Below are 16,295 nucleotides of genomic sequence, written 5' to 3' on the forward strand. Positions count from 1 at the left end.
ATTATGATTTAAACCTTTTTAAAAAACTCATTATTTTCGTCACATTTTTGACTCCTATTAAAGCTTTACCTTTTTTTAAGGCAAATTGTTTTCTATCGTTAAAACTTAACTTATTTTTTTTATTTAATTGTTCCTTAATTTTAGATAGTTTGAAAGTTGTTTCATCTTTACTTAAAGAGGAATCTAAACCAACTTTAATTAAACTATTAATCGTTTTTTTAGTAAAATCAAACTTTCCAATATATTCATTTAAAGTTAATGCGACAGAGTATATATCTGAAAATCTATCAGATTGTAGTTTAAATTTATCGCCTAATCCAACAGGAGTAATTTTATTTTTATCGTAATTATAGACACTCCATCCAAAATCTATTAACCTTGGAGATAATTTGCCTCTATCATTGCTTACTACTAGTATATTATTTGGTCTAATATCTCTATGTATAATATCATTATTATTAAGTTCTATTAGCATGTCTATTAAGTCTTTAATAAAATCATTAATACCACTTGTAGACCAAAATGAAGCAATATTATTAATCTCTAAAAAAGAAACACCATTAATTTTCTCAATTTCAACTTTATCGTAGTCTCCTACTTTACTAAAAGACAATACTTTTGGAAAATAAATGGAATCCTTAAGTGTATTTAGAAAACGATTTTCGTTATGACTAACAGGGAACGATGCGATTTTTATTATGCTATTAGGTGTTTGGTAAACCTCAGTAAAAAACGACTCGTTTTCAGTTCTAGTAGTACTAGATGTAATTAGTGTCCCTAAGTTAGTTGTTACATTTTGAATATTAGAAAATTCAATATTCTTTTTATTAAAATGAACCGAAAAGTCTTTTGGAAGCGAATATTGGTAACCGTTTTGAAGCATAAATTGATTTAATAACTCGCCTGTTTCTTTTAAACTAAGCGTTTTATTATAATTGATATCACTTCTTTCTGCAATAGTTTCTAGTTTGATTTTATAATCTTGTGCAATATGTCTTTTTTGTACATAGGCATGATATAAGAGTGAATAAAAATGATTTTTATCATCTGGTATATAAAAGTTATAATCAGATAATTGACGGTTTTTTAAAATATTAAACTCCCATTTTTTATCATAATAATCATCACCCAAATACCTGAAATCAAATGGTACTTCTTCGTTATTAATATTTATATAATGGTAAACACGATGCTTTAAATCTGGAAAAGCAGTCTTTGCACCTGTTATGTATTTAGTATAATTAAGATGCTCTACCAATAAATCAATATCGCCATGTCCTTCTACGTGATAGTCGTTTGGTAGGCAATCAAAATTTCTAAGCACAACGTATTCCAGACTATTATTTAAAGCAAAAAACAACTCGTCTATTGATTTCCAAAAAGGAACACCTAGAACATTATTTTTCTTATTTATAGTTTTTGAAGTCTGTTTGTAATTATTTTTATAATCTTTTAATGTGGTATTTAATAAAAATGAAATGTCTTTATTAGATTCAAAGTAATTGTCTGACGCGTGTATTTTGTGTCCTCCACCTGTTAACGCTCTAAATTTTGCTTTTTTATCAAAAACATTTGTGTTTACAGTAGTAATACCGTTTGAAGTCTTACGGTTTTCAAATTTAGGATTTTCATCTTCAAAAATTAAAACAGTAAAATCATCTGATCCACAATGTTCAATTTTTCCTGTTATTATTGCATCAAATTCAGCTTCGGTTTTATCTTTTTGAGAATGTGAATAAAAACGTTTTAGATTTTCATGAAACAATTCTTCTTTCCATGAAAATTGAAACGTATTTAATACATTAAATGAATTAGAAATGTCTTGAGAAATTGCTTGTAAATGCGATTTTCCTTTTGACCAAACAATTAATATATGAATTAAAGCTTCATTCATATTATTTAGTAAAATGCCACTCGTTACGTTTTAAAATAAGTGGGATATCTGATGTCACTAAACGTCCAGAATTAAAATAATCTGTAGGATCAATAATTAAATCTGAAACTTTTACTATATGATCTAAAAGTGCATCGGGTGATTTAACCGAAATATTTATATAATATTCTCCAGGCTTAATTTCTAGACCGTTTTTTAATGAACAGATAAGCGTATTTTCGCCTTTAGATAAATCAAAGATTGTTGAAGTGTCTCTAGAATCGAAAGCTAAAATCCTTGTTTCATTTTGATCAAATATAGTTATACGTACAGTTACTTTAACATCAACTTTACTGCTCAATTTTATTTCAAAATATGTAGGTTCATTAATTAATAGCCTATCAGTAATTTCTTTTTTATTATTTAACGTTTCAAACCCAATAAAACTAACAGGTTTGTTGGCTCTATTTCTATTTAAAAAATCAAACTTATTAACCTCTTGTGTGACTTGTTTTCTATAATTTTCAATAGTCTCTTCTATTGGACCTTCAAAAGCTATTGTACCATTAGACAACAACAAACCTCTTGTACATAGTTTTTGTACAGACGCCATGTTATGGCTTACAAACAACACTGTACGTCCTTCACCTCTTGAGATGTCTTGCATTTTTCCAATTGCTTTCTTTTGAAACTCAGCATCACCTACAGCTAAAACCTCATCTATAACTAATATTTCTGGTTCTAAAAAAGCAGCTACTGCAAAAGCTAAACGGACTGTCATTCCAGAACTGTAGCGTTTTACAGGAGTATCTATATAGCGTTGACAGCCTGAAAACTCTATGATTTCTTCAATTTTTGAGGAGATTTCTTTTTTGGTCATTCCCAAAATGGCTCCATTTAAGTATACGTTTTCACGTCCTGTCATTTCGCCATGAAATCCTGTACCCACTTCTAATAAAGAGGCTATACGTCCTCTGGCTTTAATTTCACCAGTGGTTGGTCCTGTGACTTTTGATAAGATTTTTAGAAGGGTTGATTTTCCTGCTCCATTTTTTCCAATAATCCCTAAAACTTCTCCTTTTTTGACTTCAAAATTAATATCCTTTAAAGCCCAAACATATTCCGAGTCTCCTTTAGTACTTCTATCATTAGACTCACCAACTTTTAAATACGGATCCTCTTTACCACGTACTTTATGCCACCAACGATTTAAATCGTGACTTATGGTGCCTGTTCCAACCAAACCTAAACGGTATTGTTTGGAAATATTTTCTGCTTTTAATATTACACGCTGCTCTGACATACTAAACGGTATCTATAAAAGATTTTTCTGTTTTATTGAAAACCACTAACCCTAACAAAGCTATAAATACAGTAACAAACAAGGTTATTAGTATACCTTTTATTGAAAAACTACCTTGAGAAAAAAACATGTATCTAAAGGTTTCCACAACATTTGCTAACGGATTATTTTCTATTATAGGATTAATAATATTTGCTGTTTTCGGGAAATTATTTTGAATTTTTTCAACCGCTACATTTATTGGGTACATTACAGCAGAAATGTACATAAGTAATTGCACGCCAAAACCAACAAGAAAAGTTAGGTCTCTATATTTTGTAGTCATAGACGATATAATCATCCCTAAGCCTAAACCCAACAATCCCATTAGTAAAACCAAAAGGGGAAATAGCATTAAAACTTTAAAGTCTATAATACCTGCATTATTTTGCATTGCAAAAAACACATAAAAACCAATAAATATTAAAAATTGTATAGCAAATTTTAATAATGCAGAAATAACTACAGTCATAGGCATAATGACTCTTGGAAAATAGACTTTACTAAATATACCTTGATTTTTTTTAAACGAATCACTAGTACCTTTTAAACATTCTGCAAAATAATTCCATATAGTGATTCCAGCTAGATTAAACAAAAAAGGATGTACACCTGTACCGACGTCAATATTAGCAATACCATTAAATATTATTGTAAAAATTACAGATGTTATTAAGGGTTGTATTAAATACCATAAAGGACCTAACACAGTTTGCTTATACATAGTAATAACATCTCGTTTTACAAATAGCACAAGCAAATCACGATAACGCCAAATCTCTTTAAAATTAAAATCGACAAGCTTTTGCTTTGGTGAAATGGTATATAACCAATCTGATTTTAGATTATCCTTTTCCAAGTTTTCAACTTTTTATAGATGTTTATTTAAAAGGATTTAAAAAAGTAGTTACTTTTTTAATAAATGAGTCCTTATTTTTTTCTTCTTCATGATAACCATTAGTATAATTACCATAACCGTAACCATAACCGTAGCCATAACCATAGCCATAACCATATTTTCCTTTTTGGTCATAACCGTTATACAAGAAACTAATATTATTAATCTCGCCTTTTTTGTGTTTATCGTTAATAAGGTTAAGCATTTCTTTTTTGGTATAATCTTGTCTTACTACATACAATGACGCATCTGCGTAGGTTAATAATTCCATTGCATCTGCAACCAAACCAACAGGAGGTGTATCTAAAATAATATAGTCATAATTAGCTTTAAGGTGATTCATTAACTCATCCATTTTTTCACTAATCAATAATTCAGACGGATTTGGTGGTATGGGTCCAGAGGTTATAACATCTAAATTGTTAACTTTTGTACTTTGTGTCACCTCTTCCAAAGTTTTTTGACCTATTAAGTAATTAACTGCTCCAATATCGTTTTGGATATCAAAATCTCCAAAAATTTTAGGCTTACGTAAGTCTAAGCCAACTAATACTGTTTTTTTACCACTTAAAGCAAAAACGGTTGCAATATTTATAGAGCAAAATGTTTTCCCTTCTCCACTAACAGACGACGTAATCATAACGGTTTTAGTACTATCCAAATCGTGTTGCTTATACATATATTGCAAACTTGATCGTATAGCACGAAACGCTTCCGCAACTGCAGACTTTGGTTTACGGTGTACCGCTAAATTATTATCTAATAAATTTTTACCGACAACACCTAATAATGGTATATTACTTAAATTTTCTAAATTTTTAGGTGTATGTATTTTAGTATCAAAAAAGATAACTAAAAACGCCAGCAATAATGGTGGCAAAATCCCACCAAAAAATGCAAATAAATATCTAGAGCTTAGTTTTAAATCTATTGGACGCGCGCCTGTATTTTTAGCAGAGTCAATCCATAAAATATCAGAGACTGTTGCTGCTTTAATAATATCTGCCTCACCACGTTTGGACAGAAATAGATTATATGTTTTTTCGTTTAATAGATATTGACGTTCTATATCTAATAAGTTTTGTTGATCTCTTGGTAATTTATTAAACTGTCCTTTGGCAGTTCCAATTTTACCATTTATTAAATTAAGTTCTCGGTTTAATCCAATTGATGCAGAACTGATATTTTCTAGCAATACCATTTTAATACTTTCAATTTGTCTATCTAAATCATCAAATATAGATGCTCCTGGTTGTACAGTAGCTTCGTATTTAGCACGTTGTACAGATAGTGCATTAATTTTTGAAATATTATTTAAAATATTACCGTCGTCTATTCCAGCAACTGATGGTGCTGGTAAGTCTGTAAACGTTTTACTGTTTTCTAAATAGGATTTTAAACCTGCATAATAGGCCTTTTTACGATTAATATCATCTCGCTGAAATTCTAAATCTGTTAACTTTTGTGAGATTTGCTCACTTTCTTGATCTAAGTTGTAAATTCCGTTTCTAGAACGGTATTCATTTAAAGCATCCGCATTTCCTGTTAAAGAGTCTTTAACGCGATTTAGTTGACTATCAATAAACTCAATTGTATTAGTTACAAACTGATTTTTTCGTTCTAGTTGCTCTTTTGTGACTACCTTGACAGTTTCATTTAAATAATCTTCAATCTTCTTAGTATTATGATCAACCATACTTAGGCTAATGATGGCAGAATTTCTAGGATTATTAATAGTTAATTTTCCTCTGTATTTTGCAACAACAGCATCAAATGGCAGTAGCTGTAGAAAATAAGAGTCTCCAGATTTAGGTGTACTGTCCTCAACAATATTTATAGTTCCTTTTAAGTAGGGTAAATCAATAAACTCTCCCAAGGTAAAGCGTTTTGTATTTACCCCTTGAGGCACATCCACTGATTTAACTGCAAAATTAGAATACTTTTGAGCACTAGCGACTGTAGTTTCAAAATTAAATTCCAATTCAGCTTCACCTTGTCCTAAAAAAGTAATTTTAATAGGCTTATTTAGTAATTGAAATCCAGTAGTATCTAAAGTAAATCTAAATGGTGCGTCCTTATAGACATCATCTTTTCTAAATCTAGATTGTTTCAAATACGTTACATAAAACTCTAAGTTTTTTACAACTTGTTCATGCAAGCTTCTAGATTGCAATGTATTTATTAATGTTTGTACTTTACCAGAAACTCCTCCATAATTAAAGGTTAAATTAGTGTTGGAGGTAAACAACGGGTTTTTATCGTCTTCAATAGATATTTTAGTACTTAATCTATAGGATTGCTGCTTGCGTATATTTTGTTGATAGACAATAAAAACACCAATCCCAACACATAATATAAACAGCTTCCAATAACTAAGCGCTTTAAATAAAAAGGCTTTAATATCAAATGCAGGACTAGAGTCTAAAACATCAAATTCTTCATTCATAATAACTAATTAAAGGTTTTTAGCTAAAAAATAAGTAGAAATCAAAACAGAGAAGATACTTGCTATTGTAGTAAAGGTTTGCGTAGCAGTTTGACCTGCACCTAATGCCTTACGTTTAAGAGGTTTTACTAATATCATATCGTTTGGCTGTATGTAATAGTATGGTGATTTCATAGCTGCTTTATCTGTTAAATCGATATGATGAATTTTTTGTCCATTAGGATATTGCCTAATCACCAATACATCTTTACGGTCACCAGTATCTGAAATATCTCCAGCATTAGCTAAAGCCTCGATGATATTTACACGATCTTGAAATAAAGTTAGAACTCCACCTCCACCTACTTCTCCTGTTACAGTATAACGCAATCCTGCTAGTTTAACAGTCACAAATATTTTAGATACATCTTTTAAGTACTTATCTAACAATGCTTGCTTCACTTTATCCTCAATTTCATCTGTTGTAAATCCTAATACATTCACTTTTTCTAAAATAGGAAACTCAATATTTCCGTGTAAATCGACAGTAAACCCATTAAAATATAAATTCTGACTGTTACCAGAACCTGCAACTTGTTCTGTTGGTTGAAAAATTTCAACTAATTTTTTTAATTCACTATCTGTAGATTTTATACTAACACTTAATATATCATTAATTTGAACTCGGTAAGGTGTTGCTAATGCTTGGATTTGAAGTGAGTCATCTACAATCGTTCCTTTATCTTGTAGATAAACCACGTCTTTATTTGTAATACATGACGTACTTAAAAGGCTAAATACTACCATGATACAGACTATAATTTGCTTCATTGTTGAGGCGTTTGTTAATTGACAAATATAACCTTTCATCGTGAAAAACAAAACATTTATCGGTGTTTTTGGTTTTTAATCTAACATTTCTAGAAAATTATACTACATATTCTATTATAAAAAAAGCAAGTTCATTAAATATGTCACAAAGCGTGTAATATTTAAACTTCAAAACTTTCTACTTTTAAACTATAATAGCATCTTTGTAAAAAAATCGAATATTGAATTATCTAACAGTAGAACATATAGCCAAATCTTATGGCGAGCTTACCTTATTTGAAGGCCTATCCTTTAGTGTACACAAGGATCAAAAAATTGCTTTTGTTGCCAAAAATGGTACTGGAAAAACCTCCATTTTAAATATGTTGGCTGGACTTGATGTCCCTGATACTGGGAATATAATTTACAGGAAAGACATAAAGGTTGCGTTTTTACCTCAAGAACCTATCCTTGATACAAATTTAACTGTAGAAGAAACTATCTTTAACTCAGACAACCCTATTTTAGATATTATTAAAAACTATGAGAAAGCTTTATTAAATCCAGAAGATGAAGATGTCTATCAAAAAGCGTTTGAGCAGATGGACAGGCACAATGCATGGGATTTTGAAACCCAATACAAACAAATCTTATTTAAACTAAAACTTGATAATTTAGAGCAGAAAGTAAGTAACTTATCTGGTGGACAAAAAAAGCGTTTAAGCTTAGCTAACGCCTTAATTAATAAACCTGATTTATTAATATTGGATGAGCCTACCAACCACTTAGATTTAGAGATGATTGAGTGGCTAGAAGCCTTTTTTGCAAAAGAAAACATCACTTTGTTTATGGTCACACACGACCGTTACTTCTTAGAACGTGTGTGCAACGAAATATTAGAACTGGACCATGGACAATTATACAGTTACAAAGGAAACTATTCGTATTATCTAGAAAAGAAAGAAGATCGTATTGCTAGAGAACAAATCGAAACTGGAAAAGCCAAACAACTGTATAAAAAAGAATTAACGTGGATGCGTCGCCAACCTAAAGCGCGTACCACAAAATCTAAATCTAGAATAGACGATTTTGCAGACATTAAGCATAAAGCGCATCAACGTAGAAAAGATCATGTGGTCGAGTTAGAGCTTAACATGGAACGTCTTGGAAGTAAAATTGTCGAGCTAGTTAAACTCTCCAAATCGTTTAAAGACAAAATAATTCTGGATAAGTTTGATTATAACTTCCAACGTGGCGAACGTGTTGGTATTATTGGTAAAAACGGAACAGGAAAATCTACGTTCCTAAATATGCTAACCCAAACCATACCTCCTGATAGTGGTAAAATTATTATTGGCGAAACGATTAAGTTTGGATACTATACCCAAGCTGGAATTACCCCAAAACCAGATCAAAAAGTGATAGATGTAGTTAGAGATTTTGGCGATTATATTCCGTTAAAAAAAGGACGCCAAATTAGCGCACAACAACTATTAGAACGCTTTTTATTTGATCGTAAAAAGCAATATGACTTTGTTGAAAAACTTAGTGGTGGCGAGCGTAAACGCTTATATTTATGTACGGTGTTAATCCAAAATCCAAACTTTTTAATTCTGGATGAACCTACAAACGATTTAGATATTGTAACTCTAAATGTGCTTGAAGATTTCTTATTAGATTTTCCGGGTTGCCTCATTGTAGTGTCTCACGACCGTTATTTTATGGATAAGATTGTGGACCATCTATTAGTTTTTAAAGGAGAAGGCAAGGTTGAAAATTTTCCTGGAAATTATTCAGATTATCGTGCTTATGAAGACAGTAAAGCTCCGGAAAACACAGATAACACCGAAGATAAAAAAGAAAAGAAAAACTGGAAAAAAGACAGCAACATAGCGCTATCTTATAACGAGCAAAAAGAGTATAAAAATTTAGAAAGCAAAATCAAAGCACTAGAATTTGATAAAAAAGACATAGAACAACAGTTTTTAAACCCAGATTTAACACAAGATCAAATCACAGAACTGTCTAACAAAATTCAAACTATTATAGATAGTATTGAAGAAAAAGAGTTACGCTGGTTGGAGTTAGCAGAGAAGATGGAGAGTTAGTTTCAGTATACAGTAAGCAGTAAGCAGTAATCAAAAAATAAAACTTGGGATTAAAAACCATACAGAGTAAAAAGGTCTAATCCTAAAATCAATTCGTAGAATTGAACATTGAAATGCAGAAATAATGAGCGAAGGAATGGAGATGCAAAGCGAAGCTTTAAGCACGTAATTCCGAAAGCGAATGGTACTTTAGTAATTTCCTCATTTCAATTTGATTTTTTGGTTCGTTTTGTATCAAGACAAAATGAACAGAAAGATAGAAAAAAGAAATAGCAAAAAATGAGCACTTCTCATCAAATAACATCCTACTTCAAATTTTTAAAACGCTCCACCAATCAACATGGTGTCCACTCCCCTTTTGTATTTGACTTAGTAACTAAATGCTTTTATAATAAATCAAATCACGTTGCTTATAAAACAATTAAAGACTACATCAATCAGTTATTAAAAAGTAATCAAACCATTGATGTCAAAGATTTAGGCTCGGGAAGCCAGGTGTTTAAAACCAACTCGCGATTGGTTTCAAAAATGGCAAAGGTTGCAGGTTCTAGCTTTAAAGACGCAAAATTATTATATAGACTATCAAATTATTTTCAATTTAATTCTATTTTAGAACTAGGCACATCGCTTGGTATAGCAACACATGCGATGCATTTAGGGAATCCTAAAGCCAAAATCACCACTGTTGAAGGCTGCCCAAATATTTCAACATTTTCGCAAAACACGTTTAATAATTTCAATTTAAATAATATAGATCTCTTAACAGGTGACTTTACTATTGTTATTAATCAATTAAAAACAACAACTTTCGATTTGATTTACTTTGATGGAAATCATCAAAAAGAAGCTACTTTAAATTATTTTGAAACGTTACTACCCAATAGTCATAACAATTCTGTGTTTATTTTTGATGACATCTATTGGTCCAAAGACATGACAGACGCTTGGGAGAGTATTAAAAAACACCCTAAAGTCACAGTAACTATCGATACTTATCATTTTGGACTGGTATTTTTCAGAAAAGAACAGGCTAAAGAGCATTTTACTATTAGAATTTAGCAATACTAACTTTTGCCTTTTGCCTTTTTACTATTAACTTTACGATTATGAAAATTTACACAAAGACAGGAGATAAAGGAACCACTGCATTATTTGGTGGTACACGTGTACCAAAACACCATATACGCATAGAAAGTTACGGAACAGTAGACGAGCTAAACTCGCATATAGGACTAGTTAGAGACCAAAACATCAACCAACATTACAAAGACATCCTTATAAACATACAGGACAAACTATTTACAGTAGGTGCTGTCTTGGCAACAGATCCTGAAAAAGCCATTTTAAAAAACGGAAAAGAGCGTTTAAACATAGAAAAAATCACTTCCAAAGATATAGAATTACTAGAAACAGAAATGGACACCATGAATGAAGCTTTACCACCTATGACACATTTTGTATTACCAGGTGGTCATCAAACTGTGTCATTCTGTCACATCGCACGTACCGTTTGCAGACGTACAGAACGCTTAGCATCAGCACTTAACGATTTAGAACCTTTTGAAGCGAATACATTAACCTATTTAAACCGTCTTTCTGACTACCTTTTTGTATTGGCACGAAAATTGTCTCATGACTTACAAGCAGACGAAGTTAAGTGGATACCAGAAAAAAAGTAAACTACTTTACAAAGTGCTGTTATTAGTAACACTGCAAAACACTTTAGTATCAAGTAGTTTCAGTTTAGAAGACGTTCTTTTTTTTAATGAAAAAAATAATTCACTTTTTACTTGACTATTTAAACTAAAAATTTATTTTTGCAAAAATTAAAACCGCATAAAAAATGTATTGGACATTAGAATTAGCATCTTATTTAAGTGATGCACCTTGGCCAGCAACTAAAGATGAGCTTATTGATTACGCTATTAGAACAGGCGCACCTTTAGAAGTTGTAGAAAACTTACAGTCTATTGAAGACGAAGGTGATTCGTACGACTCCATAGAAGAAATTTGGCCAGATTATCCAACTGATGAAGATTACCTCTGGAATGAGGACGAATATTAATAACCTATAAATAGTATCAAAAAAGTCTCAATTAGAGACTTTTTTTGTGCTTTAAAATTTAGCCAAACGCAGCTAAAAACGTATATTTAAACCCTATTTAAAAGGAATAAATATAAACTACTGTTATTCTGAGCAAAAGAAAGAATTTCATTATATATCAAAATATATCAAACCAAAATGATAATGCTAAGCACTGTCGAAGCATCTCATTATAAAAAAACTAAAACATGAAAGACTTTATATAATAAAGGATTTCATCTTAAATAAAACACAAAACCTATGAGTTTTTTAAATTCCGTACTAAAAGTGTTTGTTGGAGACAAGTCTAAACAAGACGTTAAATCCATCACACCTATAGTAGATAAAATTAAAACCTTTGAAACAGCTTTAGAAGCTTTATCACACGATCAATTACGAGCTAAAACTGCCGAGTTTAAGGCTATTATAGCAGAAGCACGTGAGCCTTACTACACAAAAATAGAAACGCTTAAAACAGAAGCAGAAGCAACTGAAGATATTGACCAACGTGAGGATATCTATCAAGAGATTGATAAAATTAAAGAAGACGCTTACAAAGTAACTGAAGATGTATTAAACCAAATCCTTCCAGAAGCATTTGCTGTTGTTAAAGAAACTGCTAAACGTTTTAAAGACAATACAACTATTACTGTAACTGCTAACGAGTTTGACAGAAGCTTATCTGGAGACAAAGACTTTATAACCTTAGATGGCGACCAAGCTGTATGGTCTAATTCTTGGGATGCTGCTGGTAAAGCCATTACTTGGGACATGGTCCACTATGATGTTCAACTTATTGGTGGTGTTGCGATGCACCAAGGTAAAATTGCAGAGATGCAAACAGGTGAAGGTAAAACTTTAGTAGCAACATTACCTGTCTATTTAAATGCTTTAGCTGGAAATGGTGTGCATTTAGTAACTGTAAACGATTATCTAGCAAAGCGTGATAGTGCTTGGATGGCTCCTATCTTTAACTTTCATGGATTAAGCATCGATTGTATAGACTACCATCAACCAAATAGTGATGCACGTCGAAAAGCCTATAACGCAGATATCACCTATGGTACTAACAACGAGTTTGGTTTTGACTACTTACGTGATAACATGGCACATGCACCAGGAGATTTGGTACAACGTCCTCACCACTACGCGATTGTTGATGAGGTCGATTCGGTATTAATTGATGATGCACGTACGCCTTTAATTATTTCTGGTCCAATCCCTAAAGGTGATGAACACGAGTTTACAGAACTAAAGCCTAAAGTAGAAAACATAGTTGCTGTACAACGCAAATATTTAACCCAAGTCTTAGTTCAAGCTAAAAAATTAATTGCTGAAGGTGATACTAAAGAAGGTGGTTTTCAACTATTACGAGTGTACAGAGGTATCCCTAAAAATAAAGCTTTAATTAAGTTTTTAAGTGAAGAAGGTGTAAAACAAATTCTTCAAAAAACAGAAAACTTTTACATGCAAGACAACAATCGTGAGATGCCTAAGGTAGATGCGGAGTTGTATTATGTTATTGAAGAAAAAACTAATCAAATTGAGTTAACAGATAAAGGGGTTGAATTCCTTTCAGGAAAAGACAATCCAAACTTTTTTGTGATGCCAGAAATTGGTGTTGAAATCGCAAAAATTGAAGCTCAAGGCTTATCAAAAGAAGAAGAAGCTGACGCCAAAGAAGACTTATTTAGAGACTTTGGTGTTAAATCAGAACGAATTCATACCCTAAACCAGTTACTTAAAGCCTATGCTTTATTTGAAAAAGACACGCAATACGTAGTCATGGATAATAAAGTAATGATTGTAGATGAGCAGACTGGTCGTATTATGGATGGTCGTCGTTATAGTGACGGATTACACCAAGCAATTGAAGCTAAAGAAAATGTAAAAATTGAAGATGCAACGCAAACTTTTGCAACGGTAACGCTTCAAAATTACTTTAGAATGTACAAAAAACTGTCTGGAATGACAGGTACTGCTGTTACAGAAGCTGGCGAGTTCTGGGAAATTTACAAATTAGACGTTGTAGAGATTCCAACTAACAGACCAATTGCAAGAGATGACAGACAAGATTTAGTTTACAAAACCAAGCGTGAAAAATACAATGCAGTTATTGATGAGGTGACTAAGTTATCGCAACAAGGTCGTCCTGTATTAATTGGTACAACCAGTGTTGAGATTTCTGAATTGTTAGGAAAAATGCTATCCATTAGAAAAGTACCACACAACGTCTTAAACGCAAAGCAGCATAAAAAAGAGGCAGAAATAGTTGATCAAGCTGGTAAAGCTGGACAAGTTACCATTGCAACCAACATGGCTGGTCGTGGTACAGATATTAAATTATCTGATGAAGTAAAAGCTGCAGGTGGATTGGCAATTATTGGTACAGAACGTCACGATTCGCGTCGTGTAGATAGACAGTTACGTGGTCGTGCTGGTCGTCAAGGAGATCCAGGAAGCTCGCAATTTTACGTGTCGCTAGAAGATAATTTAATGCGTTTGTTTGGTTCAGATCGTATTGCTAAAATGATGGATAGAATGGGATTAAAAGAAGGTGAAGTAATTCAGCATTCTATGATTTCTAAATCTATTGAGCGTGCTCAGAAAAAAGTAGAAGAAAACCAATTTGGTGTTCGTAAGCGATTATTAGAGTATGATGATGTCATGAACTCACAACGTGAAGTAGTTTACAAACGTCGTTATCATGCCTTATTTGGAGAGCGTCTTCGCGTGGATTTAGCCAATATGATTTATGACACATCAGAAGGTATTGCGGAAACTAACAAGGAAGCTAATGACTTTAAGAATTTTGAATTTGAGTTGATTAGATATTTCTCTATGTCCTCACATATTTCTGAAGAAGAGTTTAATAAACTATCTGCTTTAGAGGTTGCACAAACCATTTATAAATCTGCGTTTACACATTACAAACAAAAAATGGAGCGCAATGCAGAAATTGCTTTTCCTGTTATTGAAAACGTATATCTTAATCAACGTGATAAATACAAACGTATAGTCGTACCGTTTACTGATGGTGTAAAAAACTTGCAAGTTGTTACGGATTTAGAAAAAGCATATGAAACTAAAGGAAAGCAATTAGTAACTGACTTTGAGAAAAATATCTCATTAGCTATTATTGATGACGCTTGGAAAACGCATTTACGTAAGATGGACGAGTTAAAGCAATCTGTGCAATTAGCAGTCCATGAGCAAAAAGATCCTTTATTAATTTATAAGTTTGAAGCTTTTGAATTGTTTAAAAGTATGATTGACCAAGTGAATAAAGATGTGATTTCATTTTTATTTAAAGGTGAATTACCTACAGAAACTACAAATGCTATTAGTGAAGCTAGAGAAGTCCGTAAAAAGGAAAATTTACAAACCCAAAAAGATGAAATCCCTAATATGGATGAGCGCGCAGCACAAAGTAGAGCTGCAGGAAACACGCAACGTCAACAACAAGTGGTTGAAACTATTGTTAGAGACCAACCAAAAATTGGACGTAATGATAGAGTAACCATTAAACATGTGATGAGTGGTGAAAACAAAACCTTAAAATATAAACAAGCAGAGCCTTTAATTGCTAAAGGCGAATGGGTTTTGGTTAACGAGTAACCGCTTACACACATTAATTAATACAAATCCTAAAGTACAATACTTTAGGATTTTTTTGTAAATTGAAATACTAACTAACTCAGTATTGAGTATTAATTCTTTATATTATGCTTAAAAATATACTAGCAACTATTGTCGGCTTAGTGATTGCATCAGGAGTCGTCTATCTATTTGAGTCACTAATTGGACATCATTTTTTTCCGTTACCAAAAGGTATAGACCCAATGAATATGGAATCCATAAAAGCAAATATGCATTTAATACCAACAGGAGCCAAAGTATTTGTGGTTATTGGTCATTTTGCTGGGATTATATGTGGGATGTGGATAGCAGGAATAATATCTAAAACAAGTATGATTCCAGCTTACATAGTAGGAGGTGTTATGCTTGCTGCTACTGCCTTTAATATTATTATGCTTCCAAAAGAATTATGGTTTAGTTTGGCAGATGGTTTATTTGCAATTGCAGCTTTTTTCTTTGGAAAATCTTTAGCCAATAGATATGTTTATGGAAAGTTAATTTAGGATTTAATACTATGAAAAAAGTTTATTCAGTAGAAGAATATATAGAAAATAATGCGCACTTTAAAGATGCTTTAGAAACTTTACGAGAACTACTTCTATCCACTAATTTAGAAGAATCCATTAAATGGAGCGCACCAGTATATAGTTACCAAGGTAAAAATGTTGTAGGATTAGGTGCTTTTAAAAATCATTTTTGTTTGTGGTTTTTTAATGGTGTGTTTTTAAAAGATGAACAAAATTTGTTGTACAATGCACAAGAAGGTAAAACCAAAGCCTTACGTCAATTAAGATTTACAGCTATTGACGACATAAACAAACCTATTGTTTTGGCTTACATAAAAGAGGCAATAGACAATCAAAAATTAGGTAAAGAATTAAAACCTGTAAGAGCAACAAAAAAAGATGTCGTTATTCCTACAGAGTTAAAGGATGAATTAAAAAACAATACTGAATTAAACGCTGCATTTAAAGCACTGTCACCTTCTCACCAAAGAGAGTATTGCAATTATATAGCAGAAGCAAAACGAGATGCCACAAAAGTCTCTAGGCTAGAAAAAATCAAACCTATGATTATTGAATCCAAAGGTTTGCACGACAAGTACAAAAACTGTTAA

The 16,295-nt window shown here is 31.9% G+C and carries 12 protein-coding genes; 7 read left to right on the plus strand and 5 right to left on the minus strand.

Annotated features, from left to right (window positions below):
• Position 1: 1 nt before the first annotated feature.
• From Ollyesu_RS00395 to Ollyesu_RS00415, 5 genes are read right to left on the minus strand one after another with little or no spacing between them, the layout of a single operon-like run.
• Positions 2-1,894, minus strand: coding sequence for a hypothetical protein (locus Ollyesu_RS00395; protein ID WP_279301840.1), 1,893 nt, complete (start codon positions 1,892-1,894; stop codon positions 2-4).
• Position 1,895: 1 nt separating this feature from the next.
• Positions 1,896-3,176 (minus strand): ABC transporter ATP-binding protein, encoded by a 1,281-nt coding sequence (locus Ollyesu_RS00400; protein WP_279301841.1) that lies wholly within the window; start codon positions 3,174-3,176, stop codon positions 1,896-1,898.
• 1 nt (position 3,177) lies between these two features.
• Positions 3,178-4,074 (minus strand): ABC transporter permease, encoded by an 897-nt coding sequence (locus tag Ollyesu_RS00405; RefSeq protein ID WP_279301842.1) that lies wholly within the window; start codon positions 4,072-4,074, stop codon positions 3,178-3,180.
• 22 nt (positions 4,075-4,096) lie between these two features.
• Positions 4,097-6,559 (minus strand): polysaccharide biosynthesis tyrosine autokinase, encoded by a 2,463-nt coding sequence (locus Ollyesu_RS00410; RefSeq protein WP_279301843.1) that lies wholly within the window; start codon positions 6,557-6,559, stop codon positions 4,097-4,099.
• Between the two features lie 9 nt (positions 6,560-6,568).
• Complete coding sequence (locus tag Ollyesu_RS00415; RefSeq protein ID WP_279301844.1) at positions 6,569-7,369, minus strand: polysaccharide biosynthesis/export family protein; 801 nt, start codon at positions 7,367-7,369, stop codon at positions 6,569-6,571.
• Positions 7,370-7,590: 221 nt separating this feature from the next.
• On the opposite strand from Ollyesu_RS00415, the gene Ollyesu_RS00420 reads away from it, so the two are divergent.
• From Ollyesu_RS00420 to Ollyesu_RS00450, 7 genes are all read left to right on the plus strand, one after another.
• Positions 7,591-9,456, plus strand: a complete 1,866-nt coding sequence (locus Ollyesu_RS00420) for an ABC-F family ATP-binding cassette domain-containing protein (protein WP_279301845.1) — start codon at positions 7,591-7,593, stop codon at positions 9,454-9,456.
• A gap of 279 nt (positions 9,457-9,735) precedes the next feature.
• Positions 9,736-10,515: a class I SAM-dependent methyltransferase gene (locus tag Ollyesu_RS00425; RefSeq protein WP_279301846.1), complete on the plus strand. Its 780-nt coding sequence runs from the start codon at positions 9,736-9,738 to the stop codon at positions 10,513-10,515.
• A gap of 47 nt (positions 10,516-10,562) precedes the next feature.
• Positions 10,563-11,135: a cob(I)yrinic acid a,c-diamide adenosyltransferase gene (locus tag Ollyesu_RS00430; protein ID WP_279301847.1), complete on the plus strand. Its 573-nt coding sequence runs from the start codon at positions 10,563-10,565 to the stop codon at positions 11,133-11,135.
• A 164-nt stretch (positions 11,136-11,299) separates the two neighbouring features.
• The gene (locus tag Ollyesu_RS00435; RefSeq protein ID WP_006989959.1) at positions 11,300-11,521 is read left to right on the plus strand and encodes a DUF2795 domain-containing protein; all 222 of its coding nucleotides are present in this window, start codon (positions 11,300-11,302) and stop codon (positions 11,519-11,521) included.
• A gap of 279 nt (positions 11,522-11,800) precedes the next feature.
• Positions 11,801-15,157, plus strand: a complete 3,357-nt coding sequence (gene secA / locus Ollyesu_RS00440) for a preprotein translocase subunit SecA (RefSeq protein ID WP_279301848.1) — start codon at positions 11,801-11,803, stop codon at positions 15,155-15,157.
• A gap of 107 nt (positions 15,158-15,264) precedes the next feature.
• Complete coding sequence (locus Ollyesu_RS00445; RefSeq protein WP_279301849.1) at positions 15,265-15,681, plus strand: hypothetical protein; 417 nt, start codon at positions 15,265-15,267, stop codon at positions 15,679-15,681.
• An 11-nt stretch (positions 15,682-15,692) separates the two neighbouring features.
• Complete coding sequence (locus Ollyesu_RS00450) at positions 15,693-16,295, plus strand: DUF1801 domain-containing protein (RefSeq protein ID WP_279301850.1); 603 nt, start codon at positions 15,693-15,695, stop codon at positions 16,293-16,295.

This window comes from Olleya sp. YS (genome assembly GCF_029760915.1).
Lineage (GTDB): Bacteria > Bacteroidota > Bacteroidia > Flavobacteriales > Flavobacteriaceae > Olleya.